Genomic DNA, 15,283 nt, shown 5'->3' with positions numbered 1-15,283 from the left:
GCGAAGGATAGGACTTGCCCGGGCCGGCGTCAGCCGCGCGCGCCCTTGAGGGCGTCCAGCAAGGCCTGTGGCTGCTCCAGGCTGAGCAGCAACTGATCCTTGCCGTCGCGCAGTGGTAGCCAGAGCACGCGGCGGCGATCGGTGAGCAGGCAGAATGCCTTGGCGAATTTCTCGCGCAGGCGGAAGCGGCCGGCGTGGAAGCCCGGCATCGACATGCCGCCGGTCTTGACCACGGGGCGCAGTTCGGTGCGCTCGGCGAGATCGACGATGCGCGCACGGTCGAGATCGAGTTGGGCAACCGCGACGCGCTGGCGGAACAGGGCAGCCCGCACATCCAGCGTGCCGTCGTGCAATTCGACCGATCGGCGTTTTGTCGCCAGCAGGAGAACCGCGAGCACTGCGGGCACTCCGACCAGGGCGGGGCCAACGCCTGACAACTGCGCCCGCGGTCCCCAGAGCCAGAGCCCCGCGATGATTGCAAGCGGCAGTACGCCGCCCAGTGCGACCAGCATGCCCCATGCGTACGCCGGAGGCGGAGAGACTGCAAACGTGCGGGCTGGCTTCGGTTGCACGTCAACGCGCCTTGATCCAGCCGGCCACGTCCTCGATCAGCGCCGGGTCGACGTGGTTGGGCTGCTGGTATTCGGCCAGGTTGCCGTCGCCTTCGCCGGGCATGCCGAGGTGGTTGAGCTTCTCGTAGAGCTTGAAGCTGACCTTGGGGTCGGCATGGAACGCGCCGCGCCAGGCCTGCCAGTCGGCATCGACCACCTGGATGTCGCGCGCGCCCTGCAGCACCAGCATCGGCAGCGCGAGAGACTTCGCCTCGGCGACCGGATCCACGCTGTCGATGCTGCGCCAGTAACCGGCGGGCAGGCCCATCACGGTCCTGGTCGCGGGATCGGTCGCCGCGTCGCGGGTCACCCGCACCTGCTGGATCAGTGCAGTGATCGCGTCGCGTTCCGCGTCGCTGGTCTTCTGGTCGTCCAGCACGGCCAGCCGGCGGTTCTGCTCGATGACGATGTCGAGCAGTGAGCGCGCGGGTGCGGCCAGCAACACCAGCCCGGCGACGTGGCCGGACACCGCGGCGATCCGCGGCGCCATCATCCCGCCCTGGCTGTGGCCGAGCACGAACACCCGCTTCGGGTCGATGCCATCGATGCCGCGCAGCGTGGCCACGGCCTGCGCCGCGTCGTTGGTGGTTTCCTCGTCCACGCCGAACACGCCGCTGGCAAAGTCCTGCGGACGCGCCTTGGTGCGCTTCTCGTAGCGCAGCACCGCGATGCCCTGCGCGGCGAGCCCGCGGGCGATGTCGAGGAAGGGCTTGTTCGGGCCGATGGTTTCGTCGCGGTCGTGCGGGCCGGAACCGTGGACCAGTACGACCGCGGGGAACGGGCCGTCGCCTTTCGGTAGCGCCAGGGTGGCGGGCAGGGCGCGGTCGTCGTCGCCGACCATGACTTCGCGCTCGCTGAAGTTCGCGTCCTCGGCCACCGTGGGCGCCGCCGGCACGGGTGCGGCGGCCTGCGCAGGCTGGATCATGAAGCCCGCGATCTTGCCGTCGGCGTCGATGACGAACTTCGCCACCAGCGCGGCTTTCTCGAACTGCAGCGGCACCTGCACCATCGTGCCGCCATCCTGCGGCATCGATTCGGCATCGCCGCGACCGTTCGCCTTGCCGACCTGCGCCGGCAGCGATTCCCACACCGCCTTCAGCTTGTCCGCGGGCACCGCCTTGGCCATGTCGGCGCTGAACATCGCCTCGACCTGCGCGTATTCGCCGGCGTCCATGTGATCCAGCGCGCGGGTGGCGATCGCCTTGCCATCGACGGCCTGCGCATGCGCGGGAAGCGACATCGCCAGGCCCGCGCCCAGGGCGAGCAACAGCAGCGAGGCGATGGCGATGCGGATCACCAACTGGCGGCCGCGGGCCGGGCCGTAGCGGCGTTCGAGCATGTGGACGATGTGCAGCATGTGGTTCTCCCCGGATGTGGCGTGGATTGCGGCGCTCAGGCCGGCTTCTTGAGATACAGCACGGTCGAGGCCGCGACCTGGGTTACCGAGACCAGCTCCCAGCCCAGTTGCCCGAGTGGTGCGATCAGTTCCTCGATCTTTTTCGGCTTCAGGCCCATCCATTGGGTGATCTCGACCACCTTGTAGTTCCAGCGCGTACTCATGTGTTGTCGTCCTCCGGTGTTGGCTGGCGTGGCTTGGGCAGGCGGCCGGCCTTGCGCAGGGCCTCGCGCAGCAGGTATTCGATCTGGGCATTGACGCTGCGCAGCTCGTCGTCGGCCCAGCGTTGCGCCGCGCCGAGGATCTCGGCGTTGATGCGCAGCGGGTAAGCCTTCTTCTCGCTCATGTCAGGTCAGGACAGGCTGCCGGCGTTGACGATCGGCTGGGTGCCGCGCTCGCCGCACAGGACCACCAGCAGGTTGCTGACCATTTGCGCCTTGCGTTCTTCATCCAGGTTGACCACGCCATTCTTCTCGAGCTCGGCCAGGGCCATCTGCACCATGCCCACCGCACCGGCGACGATCCGCGTGCGCGCGGCGATGATCGCGTTGGCCTGCTGGCGTTGCAGCATCGCCTGGGCGATTTCCTGGGCGTAGGCAAGGTGGGTGATGCGCGCATCGATCACCGCCACCCCGGCATCCGCCAGGCGCTCGGCCAGTTCGTCCTTGAGGTGCTGGCTGACCTCGACGGCATGGCTGCGCAAGGCGATCTGGCCGTCCTCATGCTGGTCGTACGGATAGCTGGTGGCCATCGTGCGCAGCGCGGATTCGGACTGGATGTGGACGAAGCTCTCGTAGTCGTCAACGTTGTAGACAGCCTCCGAGGCATCGACCACCTGCCAGACGATGACCGCGGCGATCTCGATCGGGCTGCCGTCCAGTTCGTTGACCTTGAGCTTGCTGCTCTCGAAGTTGCGCACGCGCTGGCTGACCTTCTTCTTGCTGAAGAACGGGTTGTTCCAGCGCAGGCCGTTGTCCTTGACCGTGCCGATGTATTTGCCGAACAGGCTGACCACCGCGGCCTGGTTGGGCTCGACCATGTACAGGCCGAACAGGCAGAACATCGCCACCAGCGCCAGCAACACCCCCAGGATCACCTGGAGCGCAGATTCGGCCTGCGCGCCGGAGACAGTCAGGTAGCCACCCGCAAGCATGCCGCCGAACAGCGCAAGCAGCATCGGGATGCCGGGGAGGGAGTGGATGGGGTTTTCTTTCATGGCGGCGTCTCGTCATGGCAGCCCGGAATGGGCGCTTGGCAGTATTGATATCAAATTGATATCAATCTTGCAAACACGAGGCGACGAATGGCGCAACGGGGCGAAATCGGGACGGATGGAGTCAGGCGCGCTTGACTCCCTCCGTCCCGATTTCAGCGGATCAGCGCTGTGGACTCAGATAGAACAACGGTGCCGGCTTGAACTCGCCGGTGGCATACAGCCCGGCACCGCCGGCGCTCCAGGCCAGTGCTTCGGCTTGCGGGATCAGCGGCACGTCATGCGCTTGCGGCGCGCGCGCGACGGCAGCGCCCCAGTTTTCGCCCGCCGTGCGCCGGTAGAACAGCACGCTGCCGTAGGTCAGTACCGCCAGGGTCAGGCCGTCCGGCGACAGGTCCGTAGCGGTGACCTGCGGGAACAGCTTGGCCAGTTTCGGATCGTTGCGGCGCAATTCCTCGCTTGCCTGCGGCACCCCGGCGAGGCGGCCGATGCGGCGCGCCTCGCGCACGCCGCGCGATTTCGCCAGCGGCAGCGCGAACAGGTCCGGCGGGTTGCGCTTCTTCGAGACCAGCAGCACCTGGCCGGCGGCGGCATCGACCGCCACCGCTTCGCAATCGCGCGGGCCGTCCGGCCAGCGCGCGCGAATCGTCCATGACGGTTTCAATTCGCCGCCATCGAGGGTCGCGGGTTCCTCGAAGACGTGCAGCACGATGTCCTTGCGCCGACCGCCGTTGTCGCCGGTATCGGCGACCAGCAGATAGTGCTTGCCGTCCAGGCTGAAGCTGGCCAGGTCTTCCCAGTCGATGTTGCGCGCGCCGCGCACGTCGTAGCGGGCGAGCACCCGGCCGCGGCGATTGATCGCGAAAATCTCTGCGGGATTGCCGCCGTCGTTGATCGCCCACAGCACGTCCTCGTGCACATGCGACGCTGCCAGGCCGCTGATCTCGTCCAGCTGGCCGGCCGTGATCAGCCCGGCCAGCCGCGAAAACGGTAGCGACGGTGGCGCGCACGCGACCAGGCACGCCAGCAGCGCGGCGAGCAGCAACAGCCGCGGGAGTGGGCGGATCGGCATGCGCCGAGGATCGCATGGCGGCGCGCGCGGGCGACAGTGTCCGATGGTCGGCTTCGCTAGAATTGCAGCTCCCGAAATACCGGAAACCACGCATGACTCGCATCGGCACGCCGCTGTCCCCGCACGCCACCCGCGTGCTCCTGCTCGGCTCCGGCGAACTGGGCAAGGAAGTGGCGATCGAGTTGCAGCGCTTCGGTGTGGAGGTGATCGCCGCCGACCGCTACGCGAATGCGCCGGCGATGCAGGTCGCCCATCGCAGCCACGTACTGGACATGCTCGATGGCGCGGCGATCCGCGCGCTGATCGCGCTGGAGAAGCCGCATCTGGTCGTGCCGGAGATCGAGGCGATCAGCACGCAGACCTTGGTGGAACTCGAAGCCGAAGGCACCGCGCGCGTCATCCCGACCGCACGCGCCGCGCGGCTGACCATGGATCGCGAGGGCATCCGCCGGCTGGCCGCGGAAACACTGGGCCTGGCGACCTCGCCGTATCGCTTCGTCGATACCGTCGAGGACTATCGCGCCGCCGTCGCGGCGCTGGGAATTCCCTGCGTGGTCAAGCCGGTGATGTCGTCCTCCGGCAAGGGGCAGTCGCTGGTGCGCAGTGATGCCGACATCGACGCCGCCTGGGAGTACGCGCAAACCGGCGGTCGCGCCGGCGCCGGGCGCGTGATCGTCGAGGGCTTCATCGACTTCGACTACGAGATCACCCTGCTCACCGTGCGCCACGCCGGCGGCACCGATTTCTGCGAACCGATCGGCCACCTGCAGCGCGACGGCGACTACCGCGAGAGCTGGCAGCCGCAGCCGATGTCGGCGCTCGCCCTGCAGCGCTCTCGGGAGATCGCCCGCGCGATCACCGACGACCTCGGCGGCTGGGGACTGTTCGGCGTCGAGCTGTTCGTGAAGGGCGACGAAGTCTGGTTCAGCGAAGTCAGCCCGCGCCCGCACGACACCGGCCTGGTCACCCTGGTCTCGCAGGAACTCAGCGAATTCGCCCTGCATGCGCGCGCGATCCTGGGCCTGCCGATCCATGCCGATGCCGGCGGCGCGATTCGCCAGTCGGGACCGTCTGCGTCCTGCGCGGTACTGGCGCACGGGCATGGGGTGCCGGTGTTCGAAGGTGTGGATAGCGCGCTGGCGCATCCCGATGTGCAATTGCGCCTGTTCGGGAAACCGCGAGTGGAAGGCCATCGTCGGGTCGCGGTGACACTGGCGCGTGGCGACGACATCGACACCGCCCGCGCGCTGGCCCGCGATGCCGCGGCGGCGTTGACGGTGGTCTTGCAACCGGCGTGACAGAATCCAGCGCATGAACGAGTCCGCCGGATACGCCGTGTTTTTCTTCCCGCCCGCGCTCGAGGCATTGGGCGATGCGATCAAGCCCTACCTGCAGGACGGCCCCGCCGGCCCGCACGTGCCCTGCCGCGATATCGACACCGGTGGTGCTTTCATCGAGATGACCCTGCAAGGCCAATCTCCGGACGGCCGCGTGGTCGAGCTTGAACTGATGGTGCCCGGCAACATGGTGCGGATGATCGTGTCCGCGCACAGCGACAACGAGTTCGGTTTCTACGACCGCAATCGCGCGCAGGCGATGCTGGAGCCGGGCATGCCGGTCATTGCGCCCGCCGATGCAACGCCGGCCGCCGAACCTCCGGCTGTGCAGGCGCCGATCCCCGCAACAGCAGTGTGACCGTTCGCATTCGCTGGGCCGTGGTGTAGACGCGGCTCGTTCGCTCAGCGCAGGTCGACCCAGACCAGATGATGGTCGCTGCCGTCGGCGATCGCCGCATCCGCATCGCCCGGCGCGGGCCAGAACACGCCGCTGCCGGCAAGCACGAAGCCGGTCGAGGGCAACACGTAGTCCAGCCGCAGCGCACCGACGTTCGGGCCGAAATCGCCGGTGACGTGCGCGGGTGCGCCAAGGCGTTCGATGCCGGCCGCCGCATATTCGCGGGCCTTCGCCTCGCCGCCGGCACTGCGCGGCGTGGCCATGCGCAATACCCGCGGATGTTCGAGTACTTCGAGGATGGCGTCGTGGTGGCCCGCGCCATCGACCGGATCGTTGTTGAGGTCGCCGGCGATGATGAAGCGCGCATCCGCGGCGAGTCCGCCGCAATGGCCGCCGTCATCGCAGAGCCAAGCGTTGTCGCCGGGCGAGATGTACTCGCGCCAGAGCCGGATCTCGTCGGCGTTGCGCATGCCATTGCGATCTTCGGGGCCGTCGAAGGTCGGAGGCGTTGGATGCGAGGCGAGCAGGTGCAAGGTGCCCGAAGGCGTCCGGATCGGTACGTCCCAGTGCGATTTCGACGACAGCCGCAGCTGCTGCCACACGGCATCGGCATGGAAGGGCTTGCCGGTGGCCGGCACCATCGGCCTCAGCGCGCCGGGCATCGCATCCCAGCGCAGCAACTGGAACGTGCGCACCGCCGCCGCGTCGATCGGGAAGCGCGACAGCACCAGCATCCCGTACTGGCCGGGATGCAGGCCGTAGCCCCAGGCATCGTTGCCGCGGTCGCGGCCGATCCCGCCGGTCTCGCCATTGCCATCCAGGTCGAGGCCGCTTGGCACGCCGGTGTTGACCGGCGCGAGATAGCGATGCGGGTAGTGCAGCGGAACGCCACCGCCGGGCTGCGCCACTTCCAGGTAATCGCGCTGGAACAGGTCGGCGGCGCGATGGGTGTCGTCGTAATCGAACTCGTTGAGCAGGACGATGTCGGGGCGGACGTTCTGCAGGACTGCGGCGATCTTGCGCGCCTGCGCGTTGCCCAGTTCCAGCCGCGCGACCAGGCCACCGGTGTCCTCGTCGAACAACGAGGTGTTGTAGGTCGCCACGCGCAGCGTGCCGGTCGGCGTCGATGCCATGGCGTCGTGTTCCCTGGAGTGAGGGGTGGTCGCCGCGCAGGCCGCCAGCAGCAATGCGGTGCAGGTGGCCAGCCACCGCGTCGTGCGGGTCTTCATGCCTGCAGGCGTCGCCAGCCGCGGCCGTTGAAGCCTTCCAGCGGCTGGAAGCGGCGCTTGTAGTCCATCTTCGGGTGCCCGGCGATCCAGTAGCCCAGGTACAGGTGGCTGCGATGATCGCGGAGTGCCCATTCGATCTGGCGCAAGACACCCAGCGTTCCCAGTCCGCGCGCGGCGTGTTCGGGATCGTAGAAGGTGTAGACCGCGGACAGCGCATTGGCCGCGAGGTCGGTGACGGCTACTGCGAGCAGCGTGTGCGTGCCGTGTTCGCGCAGCTCCAGGAAGCGCCCTTCGTTCCACGAACCGACCAGGAACTGGTCGAATTCGTGCGCGCCGTGGTCGTCCATGCCGCCGCCGGCATGCCGGCTGGCCAGGTATTTTCGGTACAGCGCCAGGTGCTCGTCGGTTCGCACCGGCGCCACGATGCGCGCGTCGACATCGGCATTGCGCGCCAGGCAACGGCGCTGGCTGCGATCCGGCGTGAACGTGTCGATCGGGATGCGCACCGCCACGCAGGCATTGCAGCCGCTGCAACTTGGCCGGTAGACGATGTCGCCGGAGCGGCGGAAGCCCCAGTCCAGCGCCATCGGGTAGGCCAGCGGCAGGCGCGGATCACGCGGATCCAGCACCAGGTCGCGGGCTTCGCGGTCGTCCCAGTAGCCGCAGGGATGCGCGCCGGTGTGGAACATGCGCAGGTTGTCGGCGTCGGTGCCCATGCCCGCAGGATAACGCCCTCGTTCAGCTGCGCGCGGCCTTCGCTGTCAACCGCCGTGCGCCGGCCGCGTTTTCCCTGCAAGCCCGGCGCGTGCCGGTAGGAGATGAACGATGAAGAAGTTGCACATCCTGGCCCTGGCGATCGCCGCCGCGCTGGCATCCACCTTCGCGGTCGCGCAGACCGCCACCCCCGCCACGGGCGTGAGGGCCGCGCCGCGCATCGACGCCAATGGCGATGGCGTGATCGACCGCGCCGAGGCCGCCAAGGCCCCGCGACTGGCAGCGAAGTTCGATCAGTTGGACGTCAACAAGGACGGCAAGCTGACTGCCAGCGAACGCCCGCAGCGCGCGCACGGCAAGCGAGGTGGCGGCCGTGGCGGCGACCGCATGCAGGCGCTGGACAGCGACAAGGACGGGCGCATCAGCCGCACCGAGGCGAATGCCGGCAACGCCGGTTTCGCCGCGCGCTTCAGCGAGATGGACGCGAACAAGGACGGTTACCTGGACCGCACCGACCGCGAGCTGCGCATGAGCCGTGAACGCGCGGCGTTCTTCACGGGCGCGGACGCGAACAGGGACGGCAAGCTGAGCCGCGACGAGTACGCAGTGGAGCAGGGCGCGCGTGGTGCCGAGCGTCGCGAGCAGTTCGCGCAGCGGGTCGAGGCCGCGGGCAAGACGCCCAAGGCGCGTCGGGTCCCGACCGAGGCCGAGCAGTTGCAGCGCGCCGGCAAGGCGTTCGACCGCATGGACGCGAACAAGGACGGCACGGTGACCAGGGCCGAGTTCGACGCAGCCAAGCCGATGCACGGCGGCAAGGGAACGCATCCGCGCAAGCGCTGATTTTCCGTTCGATGCAGTGCAACGACGCCCGGCATGTCCGGGCGTCGTCGTGTCTGCGCTCAGCGCGCGTCGAGAATCCGCCAGGCGGTGCCGTCGCGTTCCACGGCGAGGCTGCGCGCAGCGTCATCGTCCACTTGCACGGTCGCCTTGCCGCTGCCGCTGCCGTCGGTCATGTAGTCGCTCACGGAGATCCGCGTCGCGCCATCGACGCAGGCGGTGCTGGCCGACAGCGTGGCGTTGCCGGCAGCCAGCGATTGCAGGAAGGCGGGCGATGGGTTGCGGCCGTCGATGGCGATGCAGGCCTGCGCCGGCTTGCGCGTTGCCAGCGTTTCCTCGACCAGCCGCTTCGCCAGTGCGGTGGGCATGTCGACGCGATAGACCGATAGCTCCTCGGCCGATTGCGGAATGATGTCCGCGGGAGGGGGCGCGGGTTTGGCGGCGGCCACGGCCGGCACCGCGGGCGATGGTGTACGTGTACCGAAGATCGTGAATCCGATCGCCACCAGGATCACCACCAGCAGGCCCAGCCTGATCCGCACCTTCCGCTTGGCTTTTTTCTCCTGGGCACTCGCTGCGGGGTCGTTCAGCGCGGACAGCGGCAGGTAGCTCGATGTGCCGTCGCGGGAACTGTCCAGCAAACCGGCATCGCGCAGCAACTGGCGCGCGCGCGGTTGTTCGTCGGCGTTGACGATCCACACCGCCGGCTTTGGTGATGGCGCTTCCTCGTCTTCGCGATAGCTGAAGTGGCTGCGGCGCTGGCCACGGTAGGAGCGGTCGTTGGTGATGCGGACTTCGATGCCCTCGGCGCGCAACAAGCCGGCCACCGCTTCCACGTTTTCCAGGCGCGGGCTGGTGAAGACCTGGCGCATCTCAGCCCGCCGCCTGCGGCGGCACGACGCGGATCAGGCCTTCCTGCGCGGTGCTGGCCACGAGCCTGCCGGCGCGGTCGAAGATCTGTCCGCGTGCCAGTCCGCGCGAGCCCTGCGCACTCGGGCTGTCGATGCTGTAGAGCAGCCAGTCGTCGGCGCGGAAATCGCGGTGGAACCACAACGCATGGTCGAGCGAGGCCATCTGCACATCCGGCTGGTAGTAGCTGATTCCATGCGGGAAGGTCGCGGTGCCCAGCAGGTGGAAGTCGCTGGCATAGGCCAGCAGCGCGCGATGCAGCTCCGGCGCATCGCCGACCGGCTCGGACAGGCGGAACCACACTTGCTGGTAAGGCGGGCGCTTCGGCGGGTTCAGTTCGTCGCGCGGATAGACGTGGCGGAACTCGAACGGCCCCTGCCGGGACAGCCAGCGCTGGACCTTGGTCGGCAGGGCTGCCAGTACATCGGGTGCAAGTGCAGGCGCAGGCTGGATGTCCTCGGGCTTGGGCACTTCCGGCATCGTCAGCTGGTGTTCGGCACCGTCTTCCTGCTGCTGGAACGAGGCCGCGCAGAAGAAGATCACCTTGCCGTGCTGGATCGCGGTGACCCGGCGCACGGAGAACGTGCCGCCGTCGCGGGTGCGGTCCACGTCGTAGACGATCGGGTGTTCGATGTCGCCAGCGCGCAGGAAATACGCATGCAACGAGTGCGCGGCGCGGCTGCCGGTGGCGGGGTCGATGGTCGCCTGGGCAGCAGACAATGCCTGCCCCAGCACTTGCCCGCCGAACACGAAGCGGGTGCCGATGTCGCGGCTCTGCCCGCGGAACAGGTTGTCTTCCAGCCGCTCCAGCGAAAGCAGTTCGATCAGTTCGGAGACGGGAGGGGTCATCCGTCGATTATAGGCGGGCAGTGAATCGCTCGATGGCGAGGGTGGCGGGTATTCGCTTCGCGGCTCGAAATGCCGCTGCGCGAACACCCACCACGTTCGCCATCGGATGGTCTTACAGGCGTTTCAGCGGCAGTGCGGCAAGCACGCGCGCCCATGGGAACAACGGCCCGGGATCGCGCTTGCGGCGGACCTTGACGCTGGGATCGTCGCTGGCTTCGACTTCGTCCAGGTCCAGGTCTTCGTGGCCGGCAATCTGCACCAGCGACGGAATCCTCTCCTGCAGCTCGGCCAACAGGCCAATCAACGATTCGATCTGTGCCTCGGTGTAGGCCTGATCCATCGCCTGCCTGCGCGAATCCAGCCAGTGCGGATAGCGGCCGGTGTTGACCAGTTCGATGCCGATGCTGCGCGGGTTCCAGCCACGGGTGTGGTGGGCGATGCGGCCGGGCGGCACGTATTCGACGATGCTGCCGTCTCGATCGATGTAGTAGTGGCCGCTGTTGCCGGTGCCGCTGGCGGGATACAGGATCCGTTCGCCGTAGTCGCGCGCTGTGGCCAGATCCGGCAGCTCGGTGCAATGGATTACCACGGTGTCGATGCTGGCCATTTCGCGCGCCGCAAGCGCATCGGCATAGGGCAGTGGATCGCGCAGGATCGGGGGCGCAGGCATCGGCCGATGCTAGCATTCGCGCATGAAGCAACCGCCTCCCGATTCCGAGCTCGGCCGCCTGTTCGCGCAGTTCCCGCGTGCGGGCCAGGTCGACTGGATCGGCCTGCGCCCGGCCCGCGACGTGCCGATGCACGCGGTCGACATGGCCGAGGCGACCGCAGGCAAGGGACTCTCGGGCGATCGCTATGGCACCGGTAGCGGCAAGCGCGGCATCACCCTGATCCAGGCAGAGCACTTCCCGGTCATCGCGGCGCTCTCGGGACATCCGGAAATCCTGCCGGCAACCCTGCGACGCAACGTGGTGGTCTCGGGGATTCCGCTGATCGCGTTGAAGGGCCGGCGGTTTCGCATCGGCGACGTCCTGCTTGAAGGCACCGATCCCTGCGATCCGTGTTCGCGCATGGAAGCAGCGCTCGGCCCCGGCGGCTACAACGCGATGCGTGGCATGGGCGGCCTGTGCGCGCGCATCCTCGAAGGCGGCAGCCTGCGCCTGGGCGATGCGGTGATTGCGGAATGACCGGGCACTGCATCCTCTCGCACGGCTTCGAAAGCGGACCCGACGCAACCAAGGTGACCGCGCTGGCGGATGCCGCCGAGCGACTGGGCTGGACCCATGAACGCCCGGATTTCACGGACCTGGATGCACGGCGCGAGGTCAGCGAACTGGGTGATGTCGCGGCGCGACTGCAACGCCTGCTGGCATTGGTTCGAGACGCCGCCGCGCGTGGCCCGCTAGTGCTGGCCGGTTCCAGTTTGGGCGCGTGGATTTCCGGGCAGGTCTCGCTGCAGGTGCCCATCAAAGGTCTGTTCCTGATGGCACCGCCGATCGCGATGGGCCGTGCACCGGCGTTGCAGGCCGCCGCGGTGCCGATCTCGATCATCCACGGCTGGCACGACGAACTGATTCCCGCGGTGCAGGTGGTCGACTGGGCCGCCAGCCGCAATGCGCGATTGCTGCTGGTCGACGACTCGCATCGCCTGTCCGCCCACGTGCAGGCGAGTGCCGATGCGTTCGCCCAATTGCTCGCAAGTCTTTGATGTCATCCGGCGCGTGCCGGAATGACCGCAACAACCAATGAGGTCGCCTTGAAATTCTTCGCTTCCTGCGGCAAGGGCCTGGAGTACCTGCTGGCCGATGAACTGGTCGCGCTGGGTTGCGCACGCGCCACCGCCACGATGGCTGGCACCAACGTCGAGGGCACCCTGCTGGACGCGCAGCGCGCAGTGCTGTGGTCGCGCCTGGCCAGCCGCGTGGCATGGCCGATCGCCGAGTTCGAATGCCTCGACGAACACGCGCTGTACGCGGGTGCCGCGGCGGTGGACTGGATCGAGCACCTCGGGCCGGGGCACAGCATCGCCATCGACGCGCATGTGTCCGGCGATGCGATCACCCATGCGCGCTATGCCGCGCAGCGGGTCAAGGACGCCATCGTCGACACCCTGCGCGCGAAGACCGGCGCGCGCCCCGATGTCGATGTCGAAACCCCCGATGTCCGCATCAGCCTGGTCATTCGCAAGGGCCGCGCGATCCTGTCGATCGACCTCGGCGGCGGGCCGATGCACCGGCGCGGCTGGCGCAGGTTGCAGGGCGAGGCACCGTTGAAAGAGAACGTGGCGGCGGCGGTGCTGATGCGCGGCGGCTGGCCGCAGGCGCATGCCGACGGCGGCGACCTGCTGGATCCGATGTGCGGCAGTGGCACGTTACTGATCGAAGGCGCGCTGATGGTTGCCGACGTGGCGCCGGGCCTGCTGCGGCATGGCGACGCGCTCCCGACGCGCTGGCTGGGATTCGACGTGGATGCATGGCGCGGCCTGTGCGTGGACGCGCTGGAGCGCGAAGCGCGCGGGCGTGCCTCGCTGCGCCCGTGCATCCACGGCAGCGACTTCGACCCGCATGCGATCCGCGCGGCTCGCGAGAACGCGCGCACCGCCGGCGTCGAGACCGCCATCGATTTCAGCGTCTGCGATATCGCTGCCCTGCCGGCGATGGAAAACCAGCGTGGCGTGGTGGTCTGCAATCCGCCGTACGACGCGCGCCTCGCCGCCGATCCTGCGCTGTATCGAACGCTGGGCGAGGCACTGAAGCGCAGCACGCCGGCGTGGCGGGCCAGCCTGCTCTGCGGCGATTTCGAGTTGGCGCGCGCCACCGGCCTGCGCGCGCAGAAGCGCTACCAGGTCTTCAACGGCCCGATCGAGTGCAGCCTGATCACCTGCGAGCCGATCGCGCCGCCGCAGCGCGAAGGCGCGGAGAAGCGCGAGCTCGCCGAAGGCGCGCAGATGGTCGCGAACCGGTTGCGCAAGAACCTGGACAAGCTCAAGCGCTGGCGGCAGCAGGAACAAGTCAGTTGCTTCCGCGCCTACGACGCCGACATCCCCGAGTACGCTTGCGCAGTCGACGTGTACACCTCGACCGCGGGCGATATCTGGCTGCACGTGCAGGAATACGCGGCACCCGACGACATCCCCGAAGCGACCACGCGCAAGCGCCTGAACGACCTGCTGTCCGGCGTGCGCGAGGTGTTCGGCGTGCCGAAGGAGCGGGTCGCGGTGAAGACCCGCAGCACCGGCAAGGGCGGGTCCAAGTACGGCCGCTTCGATCATCGCGGCGAATTCCTGCAGGTCGAGGAGGGCGCGGCGACCCTGCGGGTGAACCTGTTCGATTACCTCGATACCGGCCTGTTCCTCGACCATCGGCCGTTGCGTGCGCGAATGGCGCTGGAGGCGCGCGGCAAGCACTTCCTCAACCTGTTCTGCTACACCGGCGCGGCCACGGTGCAGGCCGCGGTGCAGGGCGCGAACGAGACCACCAGCGTCGACCTCTCGGCGACCTACCTGGAATGGCTGGCCGACAACCTGCGCGGCAACGGCGCAGGCGGCACCCGCCACCGCATCGCCCAGGCCGATGCGTTGAGGTGGCTGGAAGCGGACCGCGGCAGTTACGACGTGGTGTTCTGCGACCCGCCGACCTTCTCCAATTCCAAGCGCGCCGACGACTTCGACGTGCAGCGCGACCACGTGCGCCTGCTGCGCGCGGGCGTGGCCCGGCTGGCACCGGGCGGCGTGCTGTATTTCTCCAACAACTTCCGCCGTTTCAAGCTGGACGAAACCGCGATCAGCCAGTTCGCGCGCGTCGAGGACATCAGCGCCTCGACCATCCCGCCGGACTTCGCCCGCAATCCGCGCATCCATCGCGCATGGCGGATCACCGCGGGGTGACCACAACGAAGAAGGGCCGCATCGCTGCGGCCCTTCGCCCATCAATTGCAGGCGTGGATCAGTCCTTGCCCAGCCACTTGTAGATCACGCCGCCCAGCACGCCGCCGATGATCGGCGCGGCCCAGAACAGCCACAGCTGCGACAGCGGCTCGCCGCCGGTGATCAGCGCCACGCCAGTGGAGCGCGCCGGGTTCACCGAGGTATTGGTGACCGGGATGCTGATCAGGTGGATCAGGGTCAGGCCCAGGCCGATCGCGATCGGCGCGAAGCCGGCCGCTGCGTTCTTGTGGGTCGCGCCGAGGATCACGATGAGGAACATCGCGGTCAGCACCACCTCGCACAGGAAGGCAGCATGCATGCTGTAGCCGCCGGGCGAGAATGCGCCGAAGCCGTTGGTCGCGAATGCGCCGGCCGACGTGTTGTCGATCGCGAAGCCGGCAGTGCCGCTGGCGATCTGGAACAGGATCCACGCCGCGAAGATCGCGCCGAGGGTCTGCGCGACGATGTAGGGCAGCAGGTCCTTCGCCGAAAAGCGTCCGCCGGCCCACAGCCCGAAGCTCACCGCCGGGTTGAAGTGCCCGCCGGAGATGTGGCCCAGCGCATAGGCACCGGTCAGCACGGTCAGGCCGAACGCCAGCGACACGCCGAGCAATCCGATCCCCAGCGGATTGCCATCGCCACCGAAGTTCGCCGCAAGCACGGCGCTGCCGCAACCGCCCAACACAAGCCAGAACGTGCCGATACATTCGGCACCGAGTCGTTTGATCATCGCGATCTCCCCATCGAGACACGCGCCAGTCGCGCGCGTCTTCACGTTAGCGGAAGCGCGCGCT

General features: G+C 68.2%; 18 protein-coding genes. 6 read left to right on the top strand and 12 right to left on the bottom strand.

Annotated elements, in window-relative coordinates; genetic code table 11:
• Positions 1–29: 29 nt before the first annotated feature.
• From H9L16_RS01025 to H9L16_RS01000, 6 genes are all read right to left on the bottom strand, one after another.
• Complete coding sequence (locus H9L16_RS01025) at positions 30–512, bottom strand: PH domain-containing protein (RefSeq protein ID WP_187552777.1); 483 nt, start codon at positions 510–512, stop codon at positions 30–32.
• Between the two features lie 61 nt (positions 513–573).
• Entirely contained in the window at positions 574–1,968 is a 1,395-nt protein-coding gene (locus H9L16_RS01020; RefSeq protein WP_229796497.1) for an alpha/beta hydrolase, read from the bottom strand.
• A gap of 35 nt (positions 1,969–2,003) precedes the next feature.
• Positions 2,004–2,171: a DUF4177 domain-containing protein gene (locus H9L16_RS01015; RefSeq protein WP_187552776.1), complete on the bottom strand. Its 168-nt coding sequence runs from the start codon at positions 2,169–2,171 to the stop codon at positions 2,004–2,006.
• Positions 2,168–2,353, bottom strand: a complete 186-nt coding sequence (locus H9L16_RS01010) for a type II toxin-antitoxin system antitoxin (RefSeq protein WP_187552775.1) — start codon at positions 2,351–2,353, stop codon at positions 2,168–2,170. The genes H9L16_RS01015 and H9L16_RS01010 overlap by 4 nt, the downstream gene beginning before the upstream one ends.
• Before the next feature lie 6 nt (positions 2,354–2,359).
• The gene (locus H9L16_RS01005; protein WP_425507276.1) at positions 2,360–3,184 is read right to left on the bottom strand and encodes an SPFH domain-containing protein; all 825 of its coding nucleotides are present in this window, start codon (positions 3,182–3,184) and stop codon (positions 2,360–2,362) included.
• A gap of 199 nt (positions 3,185–3,383) precedes the next feature.
• Positions 3,384–4,292: an SdiA-regulated/phytase-like domain-containing protein gene (locus tag H9L16_RS01000; protein ID WP_187552773.1), complete on the bottom strand. Its 909-nt coding sequence runs from the start codon at positions 4,290–4,292 to the stop codon at positions 3,384–3,386.
• A gap of 92 nt (positions 4,293–4,384) precedes the next feature.
• Here H9L16_RS01000 and purT point away from each other — a divergent pair, with 92 nt between their 5' ends.
• Both purT and H9L16_RS00990 read left to right on the top strand, forming a co-directional pair.
• A complete protein-coding gene (purT, locus tag H9L16_RS00995; protein ID WP_187552772.1) occupies positions 4,385–5,590 on the top strand; it encodes a formate-dependent phosphoribosylglycinamide formyltransferase in 1,206 nt (401 codons plus the stop codon).
• Positions 5,591–5,603: 13 nt separating this feature from the next.
• The gene (locus H9L16_RS00990) at positions 5,604–5,987 is read left to right on the top strand and encodes a hypothetical protein (RefSeq protein WP_187552771.1); all 384 of its coding nucleotides are present in this window, start codon (positions 5,604–5,606) and stop codon (positions 5,985–5,987) included.
• A gap of 44 nt (positions 5,988–6,031) precedes the next feature.
• Here H9L16_RS00990 and H9L16_RS00985 read toward each other — a convergent pair whose 3' ends face one another.
• Both H9L16_RS00985 and H9L16_RS00980 read right to left on the bottom strand, forming a co-directional pair.
• The gene (locus H9L16_RS00985; RefSeq protein ID WP_229796496.1) at positions 6,032–7,255 is read right to left on the bottom strand and encodes an endonuclease/exonuclease/phosphatase family protein; all 1,224 of its coding nucleotides are present in this window, start codon (positions 7,253–7,255) and stop codon (positions 6,032–6,034) included.
• Positions 7,252–7,971, bottom strand: a complete 720-nt coding sequence (locus H9L16_RS00980; RefSeq protein ID WP_187552770.1) for an arginyltransferase — start codon at positions 7,969–7,971, stop codon at positions 7,252–7,254. The genes H9L16_RS00985 and H9L16_RS00980 overlap by 4 nt, the downstream gene beginning before the upstream one ends.
• A 109-nt stretch (positions 7,972–8,080) precedes the next feature.
• Here H9L16_RS00980 and H9L16_RS00975 point away from each other — a divergent pair, with 109 nt between their 5' ends.
• Positions 8,081–8,809, top strand: coding sequence for an EF-hand domain-containing protein (locus tag H9L16_RS00975; RefSeq protein WP_187552769.1), 729 nt, complete (start codon positions 8,081–8,083; stop codon positions 8,807–8,809).
• Between the two features lie 59 nt (positions 8,810–8,868).
• Here the strand turns inward: H9L16_RS00975 and H9L16_RS00970 are convergent, their stop codons facing one another.
• The 3 genes from H9L16_RS00970 to H9L16_RS00960 form a co-directional block, all read right to left on the bottom strand.
• Positions 8,869–9,678, bottom strand: coding sequence for a hypothetical protein (locus tag H9L16_RS00970; protein ID WP_187552768.1), 810 nt, complete (start codon positions 9,676–9,678; stop codon positions 8,869–8,871).
• Between the two features lies 1 nt (position 9,679).
• The gene (tesB, locus tag H9L16_RS00965; protein ID WP_187552767.1) at positions 9,680–10,564 is read right to left on the bottom strand and encodes an acyl-CoA thioesterase II; all 885 of its coding nucleotides are present in this window, start codon (positions 10,562–10,564) and stop codon (positions 9,680–9,682) included.
• Between the two features lie 112 nt (positions 10,565–10,676).
• The gene (locus H9L16_RS00960; RefSeq protein WP_187552766.1) at positions 10,677–11,234 is read right to left on the bottom strand and encodes an N-acetylmuramoyl-L-alanine amidase; all 558 of its coding nucleotides are present in this window, start codon (positions 11,232–11,234) and stop codon (positions 10,677–10,679) included.
• A 22-nt stretch (positions 11,235–11,256) separates the two neighbouring features.
• Between H9L16_RS00960 and H9L16_RS00955 the strand changes: the two genes are divergently transcribed.
• From H9L16_RS00955 to rlmKL, 3 genes are read left to right on the top strand one after another with little or no spacing between them, the layout of a single operon-like run.
• On the top strand, positions 11,257–11,751 hold the full coding sequence (locus H9L16_RS00955; protein ID WP_187552765.1) for an MOSC domain-containing protein: 495 nt from the start codon (positions 11,257–11,259) through the stop codon (positions 11,749–11,751).
• Positions 11,748–12,272 carry an alpha/beta family hydrolase gene (locus H9L16_RS00950; RefSeq protein ID WP_187552764.1) on the top strand — a complete coding sequence of 175 codons (525 nt, stop codon included), beginning with the start codon at positions 11,748–11,750 and terminating at the stop codon, positions 12,270–12,272. Before H9L16_RS00955 ends, H9L16_RS00950 begins: the two co-directional genes overlap by 4 nt.
• 48 nt (positions 12,273–12,320) lie before the next feature.
• Positions 12,321–14,450 carry a bifunctional 23S rRNA (guanine(2069)-N(7))-methyltransferase RlmK/23S rRNA (guanine(2445)-N(2))-methyltransferase RlmL gene (rlmKL, locus tag H9L16_RS00945; RefSeq protein WP_187552763.1) on the top strand — a complete coding sequence of 710 codons (2,130 nt, stop codon included), beginning with the start codon at positions 12,321–12,323 and terminating at the stop codon, positions 14,448–14,450.
• A 58-nt stretch (positions 14,451–14,508) separates the two neighbouring features.
• Here the strand turns inward: rlmKL and aqpZ are convergent, their stop codons facing one another.
• Complete coding sequence (gene aqpZ / locus H9L16_RS00940) at positions 14,509–15,225, bottom strand: aquaporin Z (RefSeq protein ID WP_187553981.1); 717 nt, start codon at positions 15,223–15,225, stop codon at positions 14,509–14,511.
• Between the last annotated feature and the right edge of the window lie 58 nt (positions 15,226–15,283).

This window comes from Thermomonas carbonis, from assembly GCF_014396975.1.
Lineage (GTDB): Bacteria > Pseudomonadota > Gammaproteobacteria > Xanthomonadales > Xanthomonadaceae > Thermomonas > Thermomonas carbonis.
This window is presented reverse-complemented; position numbering and strand designations above follow the sequence as displayed.

Bases quoted from the DNA above. Each gene is read 5' to 3' on its own strand.
- H9L16_RS01025 (WP_187552777.1), bottom strand. From the start codon at position 512: ATGCTGGTCGCACTGGGCGGCGTACTGCCGCTTGCAATCATCGCGGGG.
- H9L16_RS01020 (WP_229796497.1), bottom strand. From the start codon at position 1,968: ATGCTGCACATCGTCCACATGCTCGAACGCCGCTACGGCCCGGCCCGC.
- H9L16_RS01015 (WP_187552776.1), bottom strand. From the start codon at position 2,171: ATGAGTACGCGCTGGAACTACAAGGTGGTCGAGATCACCCAATGGATG.
- H9L16_RS01010 (WP_187552775.1), bottom strand. From the start codon at position 2,353: ATGAGCGAGAAGAAGGCTTACCCGCTGCGCATCAACGCCGAGATCCTC.
- H9L16_RS01005 (WP_425507276.1), bottom strand. From the start codon at position 3,184: ATGCTGCTTGCGCTGTTCGGCGGCATGCTTGCGGGTGGCTACCTGACT.
- H9L16_RS01000 (WP_187552773.1), bottom strand. From the start codon at position 4,292: ATGCCGATCCGCCCACTCCCGCGGCTGTTGCTGCTCGCCGCGCTGCTG.
- purT (WP_187552772.1), top strand. From the start codon at position 4,385: ATGACTCGCATCGGCACGCCGCTGTCCCCGCACGCCACCCGCGTGCTC.
- H9L16_RS00990 (WP_187552771.1), top strand. From the start codon at position 5,604: ATGAACGAGTCCGCCGGATACGCCGTGTTTTTCTTCCCGCCCGCGCTC.
- H9L16_RS00985 (WP_229796496.1), bottom strand. From the start codon at position 7,255: ATGAAGACCCGCACGACGCGGTGGCTGGCCACCTGCACCGCATTGCTG.
- H9L16_RS00980 (WP_187552770.1), bottom strand. From the start codon at position 7,971: ATGGGCACCGACGCCGACAACCTGCGCATGTTCCACACCGGCGCGCAT.
- H9L16_RS00975 (WP_187552769.1), top strand. From the start codon at position 8,081: ATGAAGAAGTTGCACATCCTGGCCCTGGCGATCGCCGCCGCGCTGGCA.
- H9L16_RS00970 (WP_187552768.1), bottom strand. From the start codon at position 9,678: ATGCGCCAGGTCTTCACCAGCCCGCGCCTGGAAAACGTGGAAGCGGTG.
- tesB (WP_187552767.1), bottom strand. From the start codon at position 10,564: ATGACCCCTCCCGTCTCCGAACTGATCGAACTGCTTTCGCTGGAGCGG.
- H9L16_RS00960 (WP_187552766.1), bottom strand. From the start codon at position 11,234: ATGCCTGCGCCCCCGATCCTGCGCGATCCACTGCCCTATGCCGATGCG.
- H9L16_RS00955 (WP_187552765.1), top strand. From the start codon at position 11,257: ATGAAGCAACCGCCTCCCGATTCCGAGCTCGGCCGCCTGTTCGCGCAG.
- H9L16_RS00950 (WP_187552764.1), top strand. From the start codon at position 11,748: ATGACCGGGCACTGCATCCTCTCGCACGGCTTCGAAAGCGGACCCGAC.